Here is a 20,747-nt window from a genome sequence, read left to right on the forward strand (position 1 = left end):
TGCCCATCGGCTGTATGCAAACAGCTAATTGGCTGTCTATAGACAGCCCACTTGTTTTTGGGCAAAACAGAAGTTGTTTTCCATAGGTTAGAATTTATTTCTCTACAAAAAAGTTTTAATAATAGTCACCATGTTTTCAAATAAGCCTGTTCTATAATAAAAGATACTCTAAAACTAGTCAAATTATGATAAATGGGGATTTTCGTATAGCCCGTCTGATTTCCGGTTATTTATCCGGTAGCATCACTCCGGAAGAGCGTGTGCATTTGGATGAATGGCGGAAAGAGAGCATGGAGCATGAAGCACTTTTCCAAAGGATTTGCGATGAAGAGTACCGGAAGCAGCAAGTGGCACGCAAGACGTACTATGATTCGCAAGCTGGATGGCAAGAAGTGGAACGGCGAATCAGGCGTATGAATTTCAGGCGGAAGTACTTGACGATGGTGCGTTATGCAGCCATTTTGGCGGTGCCTGTTTTGGTATTGGCACTGGCGCTTCAGAACAGTCCGGAAGCTCCGTCGGCAGAAAGTCATTCGTTGTTGGCCGCTCAGTCGATAGTGCCGGGTGAGGCAAAGGCGATTCTTACGTTGGACAATGGCGAGACTGTCTTTCTGGACAAGAACGTCGGTGAGCAGCAGGCACGATTGTTGGGCGAGCAGATGCTGGTGGATTCTACCACATTGAGCTACCATGCTGCGCAAAAGGTGGAGCAGTCAGCTCCTATGTATAATAAGGTGGAAATACCTCAGGGTGGAGAATATAAGCTGGTATTGAGCGATGGCACGAAAGTGCATCTTAATTCACTGAGCAGCCTGCGTTTTCCGGTTACGTTTGAGGCCGGAAAACGGGAGGTGGAGCTGGTGGGAGAGGCCTTTTTTGAGGTAAGCAAAGCCGGGACTCCTTTTGTGGTGTGTACAAAAGGCATGCAGATAGAGGTGCTGGGAACCGCTTTCAATGTCTCGGCCTATCCGGGAGAAGAGTACCAGACCACCCTTGTCTGCGGCTCGGTGAAAGTGAATGCCGACGGAGGCGAGAGTTTGGTGCTGCGTCCCTCACAGCAAGCTTTGTGGATGCCGGGCGACGGAGAGATGCAGGTGCGTACGGTGGATACCACCTTCTACACCTCGTGGGTGAAGGGGAAAATCAACTTCAAGGACCGGAGATTGGAGGAGATCATGAAGACCTTGTCGCGCTGGTATAACATCGAGGTGAAGTATGCCAACGAGGCTTTGAAGAACAAACGATTCGGCTGTAACGTGAACCGTTACGAAGAGATTACCCCTTTCCTCGAACTGCTGGAGGCGACGGGAAACATACATGCCGGAATAGACGGGAAAACAATTACATTTCATAACTAACCATTAATCATTGTTCAATTATGACTAAAGAACAGAGCTACACCAGTTTTTGGAAAAGTGGAAAACGTATATGGATTGCATTCCTGTTTTTCAGTTTCATTATGATTGGTTTTGTGCAGGCTGCCAATACGGCGTTTGCGCAGGCAACAGTCACAGTAAATTTAAAGGATGTCACGTTGAGTGACGTCTTGTGGGAAATTCAGCGTCAGACGGACTTTACCTTCATCTACAGCACCAGTGACGTGAATAAGGTGAAGGTGGAGGATCTGAATGTAAAGAACGAGAAGATTTCGGCTGTGCTGGACCGCTGCCTCAAGGATAGCGGTTTGGCCTATATGGTGAAAGACGGTGCGATAGCCATCCGTCCTGCCCACGAAGTGAAGGCGGTGGAGCAGGAACGCGTTGTCACCGGTACTGTGGTGGACGAAACGGGCGAACCGGTCATCGGAGCCAACGTCCTGGTGAAGGGAACCGCCAACGGACAGATTACCGACCTGAACGGACATTTCTCCATCAAGGTGGAACAGGCTACAGTGACATTGGTGGTATCCTATGTGGGCTATGTGCGCCAAGAGGTGAAAGCCACTGCCGGCCGGCAGGTGAAGGTGGAGTTGCACTCCGATGCCAACCTGATGGAGGAAGTGGTGGTGACCGGTTACGGTACGTTCAAGAAGTCGGCATACGCCGGTTCGGCCTCCAACCTGAAGTCGGATAAGTTGCAGGACATTCCGGCCACCTCTTTCAAGGACCTGCTGCAAGGCAATGCGCCGGGTGTGCAGTTCTCCTCTCCGTCCGGACAGCCGGGTGCTTCCACATCGCTGAGCATCCGTGGTATGGGTTCGTTCAACGCCAGCAACTCGCCGCTCTATGTCATCGACGGGGTGCCTGTGCGCTCGGGAAGCATCAACACCATGAGTTCGGATGCAGGGCTCGACATCATGTCCACCATCAACAGTTCCGATATTGAGTCGGTTACGGTCATCAAGGATGCCGCTGCCGCATCTCTGTACGGTTCACGTGCTGCCAACGGCGTGGTGGTGATTACCACCAAGAATGGCCAGGCAGGCAAACCCAAAATCTCGCTCAAGGCAGATTGGGGTAAGTCGGACTTCGCGATGGACTACCGTCCGGTGATGGGTGGAGCAGAACGCCGCCAGTATATCTACGATGGCTTGAAGACAGCCCAGTTGCTGAAAGGAAAGAGCGAAGAAGAGGCTACGGCAGCTGCCGATAAAGAAATCGATGACTTTGCACCCGTGCCCTGGTGCGGATATGTGAACTGGGACGATGTCATGTTCCAGAAAGGAAACCATGAATCTTACGAGGCATCTCTTTCGGGAGGTACGGATCGGTTTAAATACTACTCTTCACTCTCTTATCTGAAGCAAGAGGGTATTGCCATCAATTCAGGTCTGGAGCGCATCAGCGGCCGCCTGAATGTGGATTACCAGGCTACCAACCGCCTGAAGGTAGGGGCTAACATGCTGTTTGCCACAGTCAATCAGGATGTGTATGGCGAAGGTACTTCTTATACTTCTCCTTTCTACTCGTCCCGTAATGCGGTAGTTCCTTCGGATGCCGTTTACAACGAGGACGGCTCTTGGAACCGCAGTTTTATCCGCAACGGAGACCGTAACCCGGCTCTGTCGGCCGCTTACGACTACCAGCGCGAATACGTGACCCGCTCTTTCAATACCATTTACGGTGAATACGAGTTCCTGAAGAACTTGAAGTTCCGTTCTACCTTCAGCTACGACTATGTGAATACCAAGGGCAAGGATTGGAGCGACCCACGTACTTCCAACGGTGACGATGTCAACGGAGGTATGAGCAAGAAGTTCTATGAATACAAGAAAATGGTATGGGCCAACCGCTTGACCTATAGCTGGAACATTGCCAACGACCACCACTTCGACGCCCTGGCCGGTTACGAGATTGACGACCAGTATCGCGACTACCTGTCGGGCTATGCCACCAATTTCGCGACCTACGACAAGAATGAAATCAGCAACGGTATGAAGACCGAATCGGTAGGCGGTAGCGACACCCGTACCCGTATGGTGTCTTACCTCTTCCGTTTGAACTACGACTATAAGAACCGCTACTACCTGGGCGCCAGCTTCCGTACCGACGGCAGTTCGCGTTTCCAGCGCGACAACCGTTGGGGTAACTTCTGGTCTGTTTCTGCTGCATGGCGTGCCATCGAAGAGAATTTCATGGAGCCTGTCAAGGGATGGCTGACCGACTTGAAGCTGCGTGCCTCTTACGGTGTGAACGGTACGCTTCCTTCCGACTATTTCGGCTATATGGGACTCAGCAGCCTGACCAACGGCTATATGGAGCAACCGGGCATCAGCCAGTCTCAAATCAGGAACGACAACTTGAAATGGGAGACCAACTATAACTTCAACTTAGGTCTGGACTTCGCTTTGTGGAACCGCATCAACGTGACGCTGGAATACTACACACGTACCACCAAGAACCTGTTGATGGACCGTCCCGTTTCCATGACCACCGGTTTCAGCAGTTACCTGATGAACATCGGCGAGGTGAAGAACAAGGGTGTGGAACTGGAAATAAGCTCCACGAACATCCGTACCAAGGATTTCAGCTGGAACACAACCTTCAACATCTCGCACAACAAGAATGAGGTGGTGACGCTGGACGGCATGCAGACCGAGATTATCAGCGGTACGCAGATTCACAAAGTGGGCCACTCCTACCGTACCTTCTACATGAAAGAGTTTGCAGGCATCAATCCTGAGACCGGTGCTCCGCAATTCTATACCAACGAATTGGATGAAAACGGTCGCTACAAGAAAGACATCACGGAGGAAAGCACGGAGGCTCGTGCCATCGTACTGGATAAGCATGCCGAACCTACCGCCATCGGTGGCTTGACGAACACGCTGCGCTACAAGTGGTTCGACTTCAGTTTCATGTTCTCTTATCAGTTTGGCGGTTATTCGTACGACACGTGGGCGCAGAAGACCGAACACGGTGGTTATGACCTGGAAGCCAATATTCCTACCTACTATAGAGACAGCTGGAAGAAGCCGGGCGATGTAACCCGATATGAATTGTTCTATGACAAGTCTTCGGCATACGCCATGAACAAGATTACCTCTACACGTCGTCTGCACAGCACGGACTTCATCCGTCTGAAGACGTTGACATTCGGCGTTACCGTGCCGAAGGAGTGGACTCGCCGGATTGGCATCGACAATGTACGCCTCTACACTTCGGCAAACAATCTGTGGACATGGGCGGCGTTCGACTACTACGACCCCGAAGCCGTGCGCAGCGGTACTGCCATCTGGGGAACACCTCCTCTGAAGACGGTTACTTTCGGTATAAACGTAAATTTCTAACCCTTAAAAAAACGAACTGTTATGAAGATATTTAAATACTTATTGATTAGTTCCGTACTGTTTACCGCCACTTCCTGCGGAAACGACTGGCTGGATTTGGAACCCTCTACTTCGGTGGATACGGAAACCAGCATCAAGATATTGTCGGACGTGGAATTTACGCTGAACGGCATCTACAGCACGATGCAGAATTCGAATGCCTATTCGGGCAGATTGGTCTATTATGCAGACGCTACGGGCGATGACATGCAGGCAGTCAGCTCCACCAAGCGTGTGGGCAATTACTACCTGTTCGGCTTTTCTGCCGACAACGGTCCCAGCAGCCACTGGTCCTATCTCTACTCCATCATTCAGAACTGCAACCTGATTCTGATGAACATCGACAAGATTGCCATTGACGAAGATGATGCCAGCTATCGCGACGACCTGAAGGGAGAGGCACTTGCCATTCGCGGATTGGCACTGTTCGACCTGACCCGTCTCTTCGGTTATCCTTATACGAAGGACAACGGCGCCTCCCTCGGTGTGCCCATCGTGGAAGGACTCTCCACCATCGACAGCAAGCCGAAGCGCAATACTGTGGCAGAGTGCTACACCCAAGTGATAGACGACCTGGAGCAGAGCGTCAGCCTGTTGAGCGGAAAGTTTAAGAAAGGTAAGTTCAACAAGTGGGCGGCCATGTCGCTGCTGAGCCGCGTCTATCTGTACAAAAACGACAATGAGAATGCCTTCAAGTATGCGACGGAAGCCATCAAGGGAGCCGAGAAGCAGAAGTATGCGTTGTGGACCAACGAAGAGTATCCCACCATCTGGGCAAACGACGCTTCCGCCTCGAAACCGGGCGAAGTGCTGTTCGAGATTGTCAACCTGACCACCGACAGCCCGGGCAAGGAGAGCATGGGCTACCTGAGTTCCAAAGATGGTTACGATGACATCTGCATCACCTGCTCCTTCTATCACTTCCTGCTGGAAGACCCGGACGATGTGCGCCTGAAGTTGCTGAGCTTCGACAAGACCTATTATGCCTACGTCAATAAGTACCAGCCGCAGGAGGGCGAGAACATCGAGGATGCCAACATCCCGCTTATCCGTCTGTCCGAAACCTATCTGATAGCTGCCGAGGCTGCCGTGAAGCTGAACGACAACACCGCTGCCGTGAAATACCTTGACCCCATCGTGCGCAGGGCGAACCCCGACAATACGGTAGAGGGAACCACCGTCACGCTGGAACGCGTGTTGAACGAACGCCGCAAGGAGCTGGTGTGCGAAGGACATCGCATGTACGATGCCGTAAGAAACGGACTTTCGATAGAACGCCTGAACGAGACGGACAAGAAACTGTCGAAAACCAAGCATAGCGCGAAGTACATGAAAGACATCAACTGGGACTTCTTCAGAATCCTGCTTCCCATCCCCAAACGCGAGATGGATGCGAACCCCAACATGGTGCAGAACCCCGGCTATTGATAACTCAAGGAGGTCTCAAAACACGAAAAAGAGAATGAAATGATAGATCTTAGGCACGGATTTCACGGAATTAATTAAGAAGAAAGCCGTGTAATTCCGTGCCTAAAAGAAAATGAAAAGCATGTTTCTGACACACTCCCTTAAATAAATAACCTATGAACAAGATAAGTTTAGTGAAGCTTTCTCTTGTGGTATCTATTCTGACCTTTATGAGTTCCGGCATCTCTGCCGGAACTCTTGGTTTGGACGGCAAGAAGAAAGAGAAGGAGAAGAAGGAAGTGGAACTGTCGGCAGACGGTCCCTACGTGATTTACCGCCCGGACGGCAAGACGCGCATCGTCAGCGTGGATGTCAAAGGAAGAATCTGCGACACCACCTACACGGTGCTGCCGAAGGACTTCCGGCTGCACGTGACCGACCACAAAGGGAAATCGTCGTTCGATGTCAAGCTGCATCCCATCAAATGTCCCGACTGGAACTACCGTCAACCGGACAAGGTATTTGTGATGTCCGACCCGCACGGCAGGCTGGACTGCGTCATCAGCCTGCTCCGAGGAAACGGCATCATCAACAAGGAGTATCGCTGGGACTTCGGCAAGAATCACCTGGTGGTCATCGGCGACATCTTCGACCGTGGCAAAGACGTGCCGCAAATCTTCTGGCTCTTCTACAAACTGGAGGCGGAAGCGGAGCAGGCAGGCGGGCGCGTCTCGTTCCTGCTGGGCAACCACGAACCGATGGTGCTTGCCGGAGATTTGCGCTATGCGAAGGAGAAGTATAAGGCGCTTGCCGAGAAATTAGGCATCAGCTATCGCAAGCTGTTCGGCGCCGACACGGAGCTGGGACGTTGGCTGGGCACCCGCAACACGATGCAGGTCATCGGGAAAGACCTCTATGTACACGCCGGACTGGGAAAGGAGTTCTACGACCGCAACCTCGACATCCCGACAGTGAACCGCGAAATGAGCCGTGCCTTGTTCCTAAGCAAGAAGGAACGCAAGGCATTGTCGCCCCTCACGGCCTTTCTTTACGGAAACAACGGTCCCATCTGGTACAGAGGGCTGGTGAGGAAGGACGCGAAGTACCACCCCTTGCCTGCCGACTCTCTGCAACTGCTGCTGAAACGCTACAAGGTGCGCCGCATCATCGTAGGACACACCATCTTCAAGGACATCTCCACCTTCTATGGCGGAAAGGTCATCGGTGTCAATGTGGACAACAAGGAGAACCGCGAGAAGAAACGCGGACGTGCGGTGCTGATTGAGCGCGACAAGTATGTGGTAGTGGGCGACAAAGGGGCGAAGCGGACATTGCCGGTTGATTAGTCTTCCCCACCCTTGCCGCTGAAGACACCTCTGCATCAACCGGTGGAATCTACGGTGAGTCCGGCCCCTTCAGGTGCTATCGGGGTTCCGTCTCCAGCTGTGTCAGTATCTCCACCGGCGATGCTTCTTTCAGGAGCACGACTTTCTCTTTATCCAGCAGGTAGAGAGTAGGCATGGCGGGAAGGATGTACAATTCCTTGTCGGTGAAGGAGGTGTCGGCCGTTCCGGCTATCCACCCGGCAGGGAGGGGATATCCGGAGGAGGTGTCCGTCTCGTGCTCGCTTTCGGTATTGATGGCAAGTACGGTGAGGCGTTGGTCGCGCAACAGCTCGCCTAAGAGACGGTCGGCTTGCAACTGTGCGATGGTCTCACGGCAGTGGCGACAGTCGGGATTATAGAACAGCAGGAGCAACCGGGAGGCGGAAGGAGTGGTGTGCAACGTTTGGCTCTGCCCGTCCCGGGTGCGGTAGGCAAAGTCGGTTGCCGGGGTGCCGGGACGGTTCTTCAGGGCGGCGGCAAGCAGGAAGCGTGGACGCGACTTCTCGGTTTCGTCCAGCAGAGAGGTGCGGACCTGTTCTTCCAGAAAAGGGATGAAATGTTCCTCGTTCCGCATGGGCGAATCGGAAGTATGAAGGTACTTCTCCGCCAGTTCGGCAAGCAGCAGGTAGGCAGGTTTGTCGGCCTCGGCACGCTGCATCAGGGAGTGCACAGCTTGGGTGCGTGCATCGGCTTGCGCATGAGGGAAGAGGGAGAGGTAGTTGACGATATTCTGCTCCACGAAGTCGGGATGACGGCTGCGCAAGGTGTCGGCAAAGTCCATGCAGTCCCAGAAGTGCGCCAGCAGGTAGGCTGCACGCTCGTGGGGAGTGCGCAAGGTAGAGGGGATGGCAGGCAGAGGCAGGTCAAGAGCCAGGGTATCGGGCGGGAGACTGCCTGCGGCGGTTGTTGTCGGAACCTTCCAAAGAGGACATGCCTTCATGTTGCCGATGAGGAGAGACAGGAGGCATATCGAAAAGAGTGAGAAAGCAGTAGTTGGTTTCATCAGTTAGCAGATTTTGGGACTTTAATCTAAGTTTCGCATATCTCTGATAGGGTGTCAGGATACAAGTTGACGAGGCTACGAGGCGGAGTCACCCAGGAGTCTATCTGCATCCTATTCATGAAACAGGCAGATAGGAGAATCTTGTACCCTTGTTTACTTGTTCACTGAAAGCAAGTTCAGAAACTTGCGAAACTTGAGTCAATGTCTGTTGATTGGTGCAAATATAGCGCTTTTTCCAATGCGAGACGCGTTTTCCTTTCTTTTTTACGATTCGCGAAGGAGGCAACATTCACCCGTCGCAACGCATATAACGTATTCATTATCAATGCAGGGATATCCCCCGGTGCATCCGTGACACCGATTGCCGGCATGCAAATGAGGGCGGCTGTATCGGGAATAGTCCGACAAGGATTGAAGTTTAGCCACGTAAACGGCTGAATAGCAACAAAAAGCATTCCAAAAGTTTATAATGTTAAAAAACGTGATTATCAATCGATTAATAGCATATCTTCGCCTTTTCTCAAGAAAAAAGCAGTAGATTTGTGCGCCGATTGTATGCATAAAAAAGGAAATGAGCTCATTAGGTAATGAAAAACAAGTCTGATAATAATATGCTGTCAGCTCAAATACTGATTGATAATAAACAATTCACATCGAGTGTACATTGTTCTTATTATGCCGTATTTCAGTATATGAAATACATGCTTGCCAATACATCTGATAGGCCCATAACATTTGCAACACAAGATGCACATAGCGGAGAGTCCTCACATGAATATATCCTCACGGAAATAAAGAACAGAATCAATGCAAAACCTCAAATGATTCGTACATTTACTCAAACGGTAAGACTGCTAAAAAACAACCGTGTAGATGCCGACTATCATCACAAAGATTTTTCCGATGAAGAGAGTATCACTTGCAGGGACCTTGCGAATACATTAATTACCAACCTCAAAACATATTCCGGAAACCTATGAACAAAGAAAATATTGAGAAGCAGTTACGTGCTTGGGCTTCCCGGATGACTAAAAAATACACTTGGCTCTTTATCAAATTCGAATTCTGCGAGAGCCGCGGTGTGTTTATGGTATCTTTTTCACCATTAAACCAAATCGAACTTTCAGACGAGTTCAATCTTGATGCCATGCAATTTGCTGATGAGATGAATGCCACCTATGGCGACGAAGCGCCCCTGTTCACTGACGAAGAGAGTTTGTTCTCGCTTTCTCCTAATGCAGAAACAATCGCAGTCCGTTCGTTTGTTTCCGCAAGCGCTCCTTTGCATTATTCTACAAGTATCTCAGCATTGCCACAACGGGCAGTTGCTTCATGGACTTCATCATCAGTCCGCACCACCGCACCTGCCGGCAAGAATTTCCGTCAAACCCAGTCAGAGGCATTTTATGCCATTGCCGCATAATATATATTTATGAGTGAACAAATTCCTTTTCGTGTTGTAGGTCTTCAGGTGGAATCTTTTCAACTGACAGGCAATAAGCTACAGAAAGAGATACCTGTAGAAGTACGTACCGGTTATGAGTTCGGCGTGAATCCCGACAATCACCTGGTTATGGCCAGACTTGCATACACCTACCTTCAAGCCGAAACTGAACTATTACAAATGACACTTGTCAGCACCTTCGACGTTAAGCCTGATGCCTTCCAAACGATGCTTGAAGGAAACACATTCACGCTTCAACCGTTTTTCTCGCAATACCTATCCACTATCAACGTGGGCGCAGCCCGAGGAGAAATACACGCACGCTGTGAGCAAGCAGGTTCCGAAATTGCCAATATCATTCTTCCTCCGGTCAATCTTGTGAAGGCGCTTCCCGACCCGATAGTGATAACGCTGCAATAAGATACAAGAAAACCCTGAAAATTAATTGTTACTGAGAGTTTTCTCGTTCTTATTCATTTACAACCTTGCATCAAACTTCAAAAATTTCAGTTTCCTTTTGCGAATATTTGCTGTTTCCACACACGACCAGCATCTTGATTTAAACAGCGCCTGTATAGTGATGATATAATAATCCGACACCTGCGTTCCGATTGAAAGCGGAAGTTTCTCTTTCAACAGCAGGCTAAAATTTCAGCCGTGCTTCAATCTGCTCCACAGAGGCGTCCTTCAGTATTACCCGTTTTCGGGCATCGAGCAGGTAGAGCGTAGGCATGGCCTTCAGGTCGTATATCTGTTTGCGGGTGAGCTGCAGTCCTTCATCGTAGCCGTCTATCCAGCGGGCAGGAAAGGCTGTCTTTTCCCATACGTCCGTCCTGCCCTCCACGCAGACGGAGAGCACTTTCAACCGGCCGGATGCCAAAAGCCGGTCCACCGGTTGGGACGAAGAGAGCCGTGCCTTCACACGCCGGCAGTTGTCGCAGTCCGGGTCATTGAAGTAAAGGAGGAGGTAATCGGCTTTCAGTTCGGAGAGGCGTCGGCGCGTGCCGTCCCGGCAAATGAAGGCAAAGTCCGCCGCCACATCGCCCGGGCGGTTCTTCATGGCTGTCTTCAACCGTTGGCGGGGGCGTAGCTTGTCTGTCTCCTTCAGGCCGGGATGGTTCACCAGTGCCCGCAGCGCGAGGATGTACAGCTCTTCGTTGTGCATGGGCGAGTTGGGCTCGTAGAGATACTTGTCGGTCAGCGTGATGAAATGGTCTAACATTCTTCTTGCGGCTGAGGCACGACGGAAAAGGGTATCGACGGCCTCCTGCGCATTGGGGGCATAGGGCAGGAGGCCGATGAAATCGACGAATGCCTGTTCGGTAACCTCCGGGCGGTCAATCAGAACCGCATCGGTAAAGTCGAAGTGGTCCCAGTAGTGCAGCGACAGGTAGGCGGCGCGTTCTTCCGGAGTGACCAATATCTCCGGGATATGGGGCAGGCGGAACGACTGCTCCTGCGGAACCTGCGCATACAGGCAGGAGAAGAGGTTACCGAAAAGGCATACGAAGAGCAGAATACGTGGAATATTCATACAAAGTTATTTCTCTGTCAGTGATTCCAACGGTCAGTCGGCCGGTTCAAGCACCACTTGGCGGTTGCCGGACAGGATGGCCAGACTTGCCACTTCGGCTCTGTAGGTCACTCCGTCGATCTCGCAACGGAATTCCACCTTGTCCGTATTCCAATTGAACTCATACTCCTTACGCAGGCGCAAATCGAAAGTCCCGTCTGTGGGCACCGTCACCGCACCAATGCGGCTGTTGTTGCTCACACGCTCGAAAGGAACGAATGTCCTTGCCGGAACATCCGATACCGCACCGTCCGCTTTCCGATACTTTAAGGTGCCGGTGATGGAACGGTTGTTCACGCGGAACGTCTTGTCGAAATAAACCACCCACTCTTTGTCGGAAGATACGGTGATGTCGCCCGCGCTTACCGCCTCTTTTACCTTGAACGGCAGCTTCTTGCGCTCGCCGGATTGGTTTCCGGCAGTGTTGTCAGTCTTCATGGCTGCGGATATGCCAAACGCGCGTTCTTTCTCTCTGTCGGCATCCACCCGGTAGATGAAGCGTCCCGGAACGCCCGGAGCGGCTTGCAGTTTTTCTGTGGTAAGCTTGCAGTCGGCCAGGCGGGCATTGTCAATCTCCAGCATCGGAGCGTCGATGTAGATATCGAACGGCTCTCCGAAAGGATCGGCCGATTTGCCATCCGAACCCGCGAAGCTGGTCACGTCTATCTCAATGTCCACCGGAAGTCCGGGGGTGTAATCCCATTCCAAAGCGTCTGTAGGCTCTGCGGCGTCGCCGGTGGCGTCCGTACCCGCGGCGGCGGTGTTGTTGTACGTCACGCGTGCGGCAAAGCGGAACGGATTGTAGTTGGCCAGCTCGAAAATCACGCTGCGGTAGGTATTTCCCATATACTTGCCCGCATTATCGTTGTTTTTGGCCAATACCGCAGGCAACGTGTTCAGGTTGGAGGCGATACGGATCACTTCCGCACTTTTAGCCTTGGCGGTGTACATAAACACACTGTATTTACCCGTACCCTGTGCCGGATTGTCCGGACGTTTCGGAGTAAACATACAGGCCGTTCCGCCATTGGCGTTGTTTATCTGCGACCAGGCGGTTGCCTCGCTATGATGGAAATCGCATTCGAATTCCTTCACGCCCGCTTTCGCTTCCTCACCCTCCGCATAGTGCATCAGGTTGCTCGTGTAAATCAGGAACTCATCATTCGCGCCGGCATTGAACGGTTCGCCCGGCTGATACGTCGCGGTCAGGTTCCTCATCTGCATGTTGAACTGTACGTTCGCGTGTTTCTTCTGTGGAACCAACCGGTAGAGGATAGGTTCGTCATTTGGTGCGTTGGGGTTGTCATTGCCGTCATACTCGTTCAATCCGTCCAATGTGATGGTAGCCAGTTTCTCCGAGAAACGGAACTTCAGATTCATCCGTTCGAAGTGGTCCGCTTCGATGGTCAGCTGTCGTTCCGCCCCGTCTGTCTGCGTCAGGATACTTTCCAGATAGATGCGTTGCACGCCGGGCGCTTCCGCGATATAGACATACTTGTATCCCCACGTGTTCCATCCTTCCAGCGTGCCGTCCGTACCATATCCCTCGTCTCCTTTATTGATGACAGACAGTTTCATGCCGGAAGCGGCACGCACGTCCAAGTCGTTGGCGGAAATCAACACCTTCATGGGGAAGAGCTCCTGCGGACAGGTCTCGGGGATGGTGAATACGGCTGTCGCCTTGGGACGTTTGTCCGGAGTGGCATCGCCGATGTTTCCGTACAGCTGGGCACCCATCCAAGCCGGTTTGAACGTCTGCTTCTTCATCTTGATGATTTTGATTTTGCGTTGCAGCCGTCCTTTCTTGACGAGCAGCGTACCTTCCAGGCGGTTTTCATCCTCTCCCAGCGGGAAGGTGGTGATGGTGATTTGTCCCTCTCCGGTAGCACCGTTCACGGTGAAGGAGTTTCCGATGGTTGCGGAGGCCACGTTGTTTCCTTCCAGCCAGGTCACCGTGGGTTTGTCGGCTTCGGCATCCAGAGTGCCGGCAGCGGCCGTCACCGTGTAGCGGATGTTGTTATAACCCGTGCCCGGAGCCTGCTCGCTGTCTATCACGTAGGAGGTCTGCTCCACAGAGAGGCTGTATGCCCCGTTGCTCACTTCTTTCACATCGTCGGAGATGGCCACCCACACGTTGTTGGTGGCGGCGGCTGTCAAAGCCTCCTCAAACGTGGCCTGCCCGTAAGAGAGTTTGCCGGTGATGGTCACAATATATTTGTGATTGCGGCGTATCAGGATTTGCTCGCCGTTGGCGTCCACCATCATCACACGGTAATACAGGTCCTGCGCATCTCCATTGTTCCGTCCGTAAAGGATGACGCTGACAGGGTCGTCCTCTTTGTTCTCGCATTCGAACACGTATTGTTCCAGTTCGGTAGTCACTTCGCGGACATCGCTCATTTTCGCCTTGTTGTCGGGAAGGGTGACGAAGGCGTCATCGGCCGAAGGCCATGCAAAGTCGAAGCCTTTTGTGGGGTGGTAGGGGGCTACCGTACCGAAGGCATTCGTGTTATATACCTTGAACCCTTTTACCGTGAACCCTGCGGCGTTTTCGGCCACCGTCACCAACGCATGGTTGCGGATGAGCGTAATCTGATTACCGGCCTCCCGCAATTGTTCGTCAATCTTTGCCTCATTGTCCGGGGCGCAAGCGAAACGCGCCCAATAAATCATTCTGCCGGAGGAGCCTTGCAGCAAGGCCATCACTTCTGCTTCGGACTTGTTGGCGAAGCTGTTCTCCGGAAACTGGCTCATGTTCTGGTTGCCCACAAAATGGATGGTGCGTGTATGGTCGGGCACCTGGGCGTTGAAGCTGCCGGTTGTTTCGCTGGTGGAAGCCAGGGTAGCTGTCGTTGTGGATATGAACAGCCCGTAGTTGTCAAAGCAGAAGAGGGTCATGTCCTGCACCCCTTTTCCGTCATCGTCCACGGCGCGGGTCACCACTTCCTGCATGGCCGGCACATCGGTGTTGAACTGCAAGTTGACATAACCGTCGGGCACACGGGGCATTTCCGGTTCACGCTCATCCTGACAGGCAACGAATGCCACCGACAAGGCCAGCAGGGCTATTGCTGTATGTATCGTTTTCTTTATCATAGCTCTTATCTTTAATATATCATCTTATCACTATTGGTTGACGGTTTCGTCGTCGTAGGCATCGCGGATGCAACGGACGGAAGTTCCACTGGAATTAGATTTAGAGTTCAAAATCCGTCCACTGGCACTCCAGTAATAGTTTGCGTTCAGAAGGTAGTCAATTGCATCGGCATTATCTTTTTCTCCACCTTGGAACTTCATGATAATGTTCAACTCAGCTTCTGTAGGCAGGCGCCAATCGTTCAACGTTACGGTATTTCCGTTCTTGTCTTTATAGACTTCTACATAATTAGCGCAATGGTCTCTTACAACATTCTGTGCATAACTTTGTGAAAGGTCAATATTGCCGCTTGTATTCAAAAAGCCCAAACGTGAAGCAATCATGAAAGAGGGTGATACCAACTTGGCATTATCTGCACCGGAATCTGTATAACCCTCCTGTGTCAAACGAGGTTTACCCAATGTATAGTCTCCGGAAGAAGCCGTAATCCGTATATGATACATTCTGGCATTACCATTACTTTGCGCTGTTTGGATGGAACGGTTTGAACCATCGTTGGTCCAGCCAGTCCAACCTCCTCCTGCTTGCCATCGATAATAGGAAATGGTAGAGCTACCATCGTTGTTGTGGCTACTTGCCACTTTAGAACGCCAAAAACCGCTAGAATTTTGGCTCTTCGAATAAGTCTCATTTCGGCTATTATAGCTTATACCCACAATCCCATCTCCTTGAAACTCATACGTCGTTGGTTGTGAATTGTTATTTTTAAAGTCGTCCCGATACGAATACCAACTTTGTATATTGGTAATATACTCCAACGGATACTGCTTAACAGTCACCTTGCGGGGCGTTACACCGTCTTCGTTGGTCACTTCCAACTCTATATATCGGATGGTGTTGTTGGTAGGTATCGGGCTGTGTATGTCGATTCCTCCGTTCAATCCCGCACTGGGCGTGGCGGTAATCCCATTGGTGGATATGGTTTGTGTCTGGCCTAACTTGTCGATGAAGTAAGCACGGACAACACGAGCCTGCACGGCTGACGAGGAAGAGAAAGAGAGCGTTGTGTTGTCATCCGTGATGTTGTGCATCTCCATCTCCTCTTCGTTTACGTAGAGGTATCTGGGGCGGTCGGTCTCGCCACCTACATTGACCGTCTGCTCTTCCCAAGAAGCCACAGAGTATTGGATGTTTTCCAAGGTTTTCGGTTCAGACGGGTCTTCCGCACCGGGAGCGTTCACGGTGGCGGTGACATAATAATAGGTGTTTCGGTTCAACCGTTTCTCCTTGCTTACCGGAATCTGGTAGTAGCTGCTTTTAACTTCCACTCCCTGGTAGGTCAGCGGGATATTCACGATGAAACGCACCTCGTTCTCCAACGAACTTTTGTCGTTCCAGTCGTGGGCGTAGGCATAGGCGGTGAGAGTGATTTCATCGGGAGTACCCCAGTTGAAGTAAGCACCTTGGCTGGGACTGGTAGCCCTCAATTTCGCTTCTCCATCTATTCCCGACAGGACGGAAGTGGAATAAGGCATGTTGCGGAGATAATAGACGGCTCCATCGGCAGTCGGAGTAGTGGTGAATTGCACGTCGCCTCCCTGCATCAGGCGGACGACGATTTTAGCCGCTGCCCGGCGAAGGGTGGCCTGCAGCACGGTGTCGTCCGTCTGGTTGCCGCTGTTCAGCACCACGGTAGGGTTGTCGGTCTCTGCCGTCCCTTTGAGGCGGGCCATGCCGTCCATCAGGAAGGTCTGCGGTGCATTGGTGACATTTTCCAGACCGGTCATGTGAATCTCCCGGTCTTCTTGTTCGAGGGCACGCAGTTCGTTCAGACCGGTGATGCCGGCGTACACATCCTTCGCAAGCGTGCTGTTGGCTATCAGATAGACTTTGTATGCCTTATCCGCTTCGAAGCTGTTTCGCGTAGCCGATATGGTGATGGTGCCGGTCTTGCCGTCGATGCGGCTTGTCACCCGTTCGTGATGTTCCAGTTGATCGTCATCCGCATTGAAAATCACCACATCGATATGGCTGACTTTCACTTCTGCCCCAACGGCTTCTTCGGTGGCCGCACGGCTTACCGGCAATGCGGCTGACGAGATATCGAGTATGATGCTGTTGCCGTCCCCTTTTTCGTTTCCGTCTATAACCAATGCGTCGTTTTCGCTGATACAAGCGGCAAAAGAAAAGGCTGCCATACATCCTATAATCATATTATATATTGCTGTCCGTTTCATAGCTCTTCTAATTAGTCGGTCGTTCAATCTGTTTTATTTTAATCAATTCGGGCATCGTGCTACCCTTCCAGTTCAACTTGTCCGTGGTTCCTCCAATCAAGAGCAAAAGGTTCTCCTGCGGAGCCCATGCGGGCGGACAGGAGATGCCGAGCGCGGTTTCCATCTCGGTGCCCTCGTAGGGTTTCAGTGCCTTTACCCGGATTTGGTAGTCTTGATCGGATATCGGATATTTGCCGTCCGCGGGAGTTACCACCGCTCCGCCTTGCAACACCTCCACGTCAAAGTAAGCGGGGTTTCCGTTCAGGGTCGGAGTCCATACCTGCCCCTGGGGACCGGTGATGCGGAAGTTGAAGGTGTAAGCTCCCTCTGTGGAGCCTTCGTTGGCATAATAGACCGTGGGTTGCGCATAGGGCGTGGTTCCTCCACCAACAAGCGGAGTCATCTGTGTGTATTGAGGGTAGTCGAACGTAAGCGTATAATCGTCGGCTTTGTCCCAATCGGCTATGGCGATTTCTATGATTAATCCGATACTTGTCAGGACGGCTTTCACCTGATAGACATGTCCGGCTTGGAGGGCGACATCCTTGTCAGGCGTGAGGTATGGAGTGAGGTCGGCCGAGTAGGTGTGCGCAATCGTACCGTTAATCAGTACGCTGACGCTGACGGTGGCTGTTTGCGTTGCGGGAGTGCGGTAGGTGTAGAAGCGTCCGCGCAGGTAGTCGTCTGTAAACCATAAGCGTTCCGCTTCACCGCTATGTTCTACCAAAGTCTTGCCGTCGGCGAAGGTCTCGCTCAAGGTCGCTTCGGGTGCCGGAGTGGAAGGCAGCGTTGTTTCCGTATCCAACGTGGTGTTCTTTACGCCTCCGCTGAACTCCACCTTGGTCACCTTTACCTCGCTTTCCCAACCCGCTTCTTTGAAGACGAAGACATCCACACGGGCGGCCAGGCGATGCAGTTCCACCGCCACACTTCTTGTCTCGTCCCGTTCGTCCTCTGCAAACGGCTCGATGGTCGCTTCACCCGCCATCAGGATGTTTTGGTTGCCCAATTGGGTTCCGCCCGCCTGGTTGGCGACCAGTGCCTTGACCTGTTTTTTCGATTTGGGGGTCAACGCGGCATCCAACCCCGTGTAGGCAGCATAGTTTGCCACCACATAGAGCGAGCGTGCTTTCGGGCTGCAAGTGAACACTTCCGTCAACACGTTGACGCTTTCCTCGGGAGAAACCTTATGCAAAGCCAGAAAATCTCCGGCTTGGTCAAATACGTATATGGCCAGGCTTGAGAATTGGTCATCGTCATCGCGCATCCAAGTGTCGCTATCGGTGGCACGCGACGTTGCCTGAAGTTTTATCGTAATGTTTTCCTTTGCGGCTTCCGCGCTGTCGGGGTATTCGTCCTGATTGCATGCGGCCAGCCATAGTGCCAGCGACAAGAAAAGCAGCAGCGGAGCATATTTGTTGGGGGATATATGGATCATAATTCAATTCCTTTCCTTACTTTATAAAATCGGTATGATATATACTACTTCCCACCCATTGATAGTAATAACAATGTTGGTATCTCCATCCATGTTGATGACAACATCGTACCTTGGTTCGCGGTCGAAATCCTCCTGCGTGTTGTAGTGTCCGGTGGCTTGCATGGTTTCCACCAGATCTTTGTCAAAGACGATCTTGCCTTCTTTGTCCTTCACCACTAAGCGGAAGGAGCGGCCGATGGTCAGGCGCATCAGATTAAGCTCCGAGATGGCTCTTCCGGGGGTGATGTAGGTGTTATACGGGAGGTTGGTGATGGTCTCCGCTTTCTTGCCGAAGCTGTTGTCGGCCAGGTAGCGGGCATTGGTACCCGTACAATATACTTCGTAGGGCACGTCTGTAGCGTCTGCCCTGCTTTGCCCCACCCTCTTATCCTTTACGGTGACGGTGAGCAGTTTGGTATCTTTCATCAGGTCAACGGTGGTGAACTCTTCAGGCCAATAGACCGAGGTCACGTCAGCCTTTCCGTGGTAAAGGTCATCCAGCTCTACCAGAGGCTGTCCGTTGTTTTCAGCAGTGAGCATGAAGTTGCTAATGTGTGTAACCCCTTTCTTCAACTCGCTCTGAAACGCCGTTTCGTCGGCATTGGTCTCGCCGATGCGGTACATGGTGCCCAGCGGACCTCCCCACGTCACGGTGGTGTAGTTTCCCGGCGGTAGCGGCAGCAACATCTTCCAGTCGTTGGTGAGGTGCTTGCCCTCATCGGAAAAACGGTCGTAGTAAAGTCCATTCTCGTCGAATACGTAAACGGTAACCTTGCCCACTTCGTCCCCGAAAAGGTTGGTGTAGTCCGGGTTAAGCGAGTAATCAAACTTCAGCAGCACTCCGGGGTTACATTCGGAGCGGTCTTCCTTGATGCAACCCGAAAAGCCGCAGAGCAAGGCAGTTGTCAGAAGCATTGTCTTGATTGAATATTTCATCGCAAGTAGTTTATCTGTAGTTGTATAAATCTATGTAAATCAAAATAAAGAGATTGGAAAGGGAGGATGCACCGCGATTTCCGGCAGGTGCATCCTCGCCTTTAGGGTCTATAGGTCAATTTCTCTTTTGTAAGAAAAAGGATTAATGGAAATCAGGAGTTACAGGAACACCAATCCAAGGCATAACTGTTACGGTCGCAGTTACACTCTTTGTTCCTTCATAAGGAACGTCTGTCAAATCATTGATATCGAACTGCAAATCATTGATACGATATACGTTACGTCTTGCGAATGTCAACACAGGTGTATTCTGTCCATCTGCTTGCTTATATCCAATGATAGTTAGATACTTATTTCTTCGTTCAGCAACACCTTCCATTTTAACACTTAACTCAATAACGATATTTGCTACGTCATAAACACCATCAACTTGCTCTCCATTTTGTTTACCTGCAAGCACAGGATATCCCCAACATTTATTTTCCGTCGGGCAGTTAACTTCACAGATAGCACCTGTTGTTGTAGATACCGTACTTCCGATAGGAGTCGTATATTCGTCACACATAAAGCCAAAACCATCAGTTTCGTAGGTCTCTGCTGTGTATTCTGTCGTAACAGAACCATGCTCTTCTCTTGTAGTTGCTCGGTCTTCTGCAGGTGCATTCTTTTCAGGATCCAATTTACCTTCAGAATAAAAACGATTAACGTAAATGCCCTTCAATTGGAAATCTTCAATGTTCACCACATCGGCTCCCTCAACTTTCATAGCTGTAAGCTTTTGGATTTCCAAGCGAGATGATACAGGAGTAATCTGTACATTTGCAGTTGCTGCGCCGTCTCCTCCGTCCGCAATACCTGCAAGTCCTGTCATTAAAGAGTTTTGTTGAGCGAAAACATGTTCCATTTCATCAGCTCTTTTAACCAGTCCTTTCAAATAAATAGTAGTGTTTCTTGCCGCATCCAAGTTTCCTGTTTGAATGGGTGTGTTTTCATTGGCAACCACATAGATTTGGGTGGCAGTTGCAGGCACACCTGTAAGAGCGATGGTAGCAACACGTTCGGTTGTCCCCGCATTATTTAAAGTAGCAACTGCTGCTGCAAGTTCGGCTTCGTTCTTTGCTTGCGATTCAGCATCAATTTCCAATCTTCTACTATCAGAGGTGAAAAAATAAGCTTTTAAATCCAACACATTGTTGAATAATCCGGCAGCAGATGTTTCTACCGCTCTGGTTTGTTCCGTTCTACCCAATGATAACTTAAGCAATACCTTGTCACCATCTTTTTGATTTGTAATGTCTTCATCATTACTACATGCCGCGAATGCCAAACCGGCCAAACCCAGCATAAAATACTTGTTAAACTTCATAATAATATTATT

At 51.1% G+C, this 20,747-nt stretch carries 13 protein-coding genes and 1 pseudogene; 7 read left to right on the forward strand and 7 right to left on the reverse strand.

Annotated elements, in window-relative coordinates:
* Positions 1-185: 185 nt before the first annotated feature.
* The 4 genes from K2G43_RS12470 to K2G43_RS12485 all read left to right on the forward strand — a co-directional run bounded on the left by K2G43_RS12470 (position 186) and on the right by K2G43_RS12485 (position 7,521).
* The gene (locus tag K2G43_RS12470; protein WP_300155726.1) at positions 186-1,358 is read left to right on the forward strand and encodes a FecR family protein; all 1,173 of its coding nucleotides are present in this window, start codon (positions 186-188) and stop codon (positions 1,356-1,358) included.
* 20 nt (positions 1,359-1,378) lie between these two features.
* Positions 1,379-4,729: a TonB-dependent receptor gene (locus K2G43_RS12475; protein WP_300155728.1), complete on the forward strand. Its 3,351-nt coding sequence runs from the start codon at positions 1,379-1,381 to the stop codon at positions 4,727-4,729.
* A 21-nt stretch (positions 4,730-4,750) separates the two neighbouring features.
* The gene (locus K2G43_RS12480) at positions 4,751-6,196 is read left to right on the forward strand and encodes a RagB/SusD family nutrient uptake outer membrane protein (RefSeq protein ID WP_297642037.1); all 1,446 of its coding nucleotides are present in this window, start codon (positions 4,751-4,753) and stop codon (positions 6,194-6,196) included.
* A gap of 155 nt (positions 6,197-6,351) precedes the next feature.
* Entirely contained in the window at positions 6,352-7,521 is a 1,170-nt protein-coding gene (locus K2G43_RS12485; RefSeq protein WP_297642039.1) for a metallophosphoesterase, read from the forward strand.
* Positions 7,522-7,597: 76 nt separating this feature from the next.
* Here the strand turns inward: K2G43_RS12485 and K2G43_RS12490 are convergent, their stop codons facing one another.
* Entirely contained in the window at positions 7,598-8,563 is a 966-nt protein-coding gene (locus K2G43_RS12490; RefSeq protein WP_297642041.1) for a DUF5106 domain-containing protein, read from the reverse strand.
* A 587-nt stretch (positions 8,564-9,150) separates the two neighbouring features.
* Between K2G43_RS12490 and K2G43_RS12495 the strand changes: the two genes are divergently transcribed.
* The 3 genes from K2G43_RS12495 to K2G43_RS12505 are packed head-to-tail and all read left to right on the forward strand — an operon-like array spanning position 9,151 to position 10,427.
* Positions 9,151-9,543 carry a HEPN domain-containing protein gene (locus K2G43_RS12495; RefSeq protein WP_297642042.1) on the forward strand — a complete coding sequence of 131 codons (393 nt, stop codon included), beginning with the start codon at positions 9,151-9,153 and terminating at the stop codon, positions 9,541-9,543.
* On the forward strand, positions 9,540-9,986 hold the full coding sequence (locus K2G43_RS12500; protein ID WP_300155733.1) for a hypothetical protein: 447 nt from the start codon (positions 9,540-9,542) through the stop codon (positions 9,984-9,986). Before K2G43_RS12495 ends, K2G43_RS12500 begins: the two co-directional genes overlap by 4 nt.
* Before the next feature lie 9 nt (positions 9,987-9,995).
* Positions 9,996-10,427, forward strand: coding sequence for a hypothetical protein (locus tag K2G43_RS12505; RefSeq protein ID WP_300155736.1), 432 nt, complete (start codon positions 9,996-9,998; stop codon positions 10,425-10,427).
* Between the two features lie 223 nt (positions 10,428-10,650).
* On the opposite strand, the gene K2G43_RS12510 is transcribed toward K2G43_RS12505, so the two are convergent.
* From K2G43_RS12510 to K2G43_RS12535, 6 genes and pseudogenes are all read right to left on the reverse strand, one after another.
* Positions 10,651-11,541: a DUF5106 domain-containing protein gene (locus K2G43_RS12510; RefSeq protein WP_300155739.1), complete on the reverse strand. Its 891-nt coding sequence runs from the start codon at positions 11,539-11,541 to the stop codon at positions 10,651-10,653.
* Positions 11,542-11,574: 33 nt separating this feature from the next.
* The gene (locus K2G43_RS12515) at positions 11,575-14,676 is read right to left on the reverse strand and encodes a hypothetical protein (RefSeq protein WP_300155742.1); all 3,102 of its coding nucleotides are present in this window, start codon (positions 14,674-14,676) and stop codon (positions 11,575-11,577) included.
* Between the two features lie 30 nt (positions 14,677-14,706).
* Complete coding sequence (locus K2G43_RS12520; protein ID WP_300155745.1) at positions 14,707-16,890, reverse strand: hypothetical protein; 2,184 nt, start codon at positions 16,888-16,890, stop codon at positions 14,707-14,709.
* A 31-nt stretch (positions 16,891-16,921) separates the two neighbouring features.
* A complete protein-coding gene (locus tag K2G43_RS12525; protein ID WP_300155748.1) occupies positions 16,922-18,391 on the reverse strand; it encodes a FimB/Mfa2 family fimbrial subunit in 1,470 nt (489 codons plus the stop codon).
* 21 nt (positions 18,392-18,412) lie between these two features.
* A complete protein-coding gene (locus tag K2G43_RS12530; RefSeq protein WP_297642050.1) occupies positions 18,413-19,369 on the reverse strand; it encodes a FimB/Mfa2 family fimbrial subunit in 957 nt (318 codons plus the stop codon).
* Between the two features lie 142 nt (positions 19,370-19,511).
* Positions 19,512-20,747, reverse strand: a pseudogene (locus K2G43_RS12535) (hypothetical protein); the annotation flags it as partial.

Origin of the sequence: Bacteroides sp. (assembly GCF_029057325.1) — a bacterium.
Classification (GTDB): domain Bacteria; phylum Bacteroidota; class Bacteroidia; order Bacteroidales; family Bacteroidaceae; genus Bacteroides.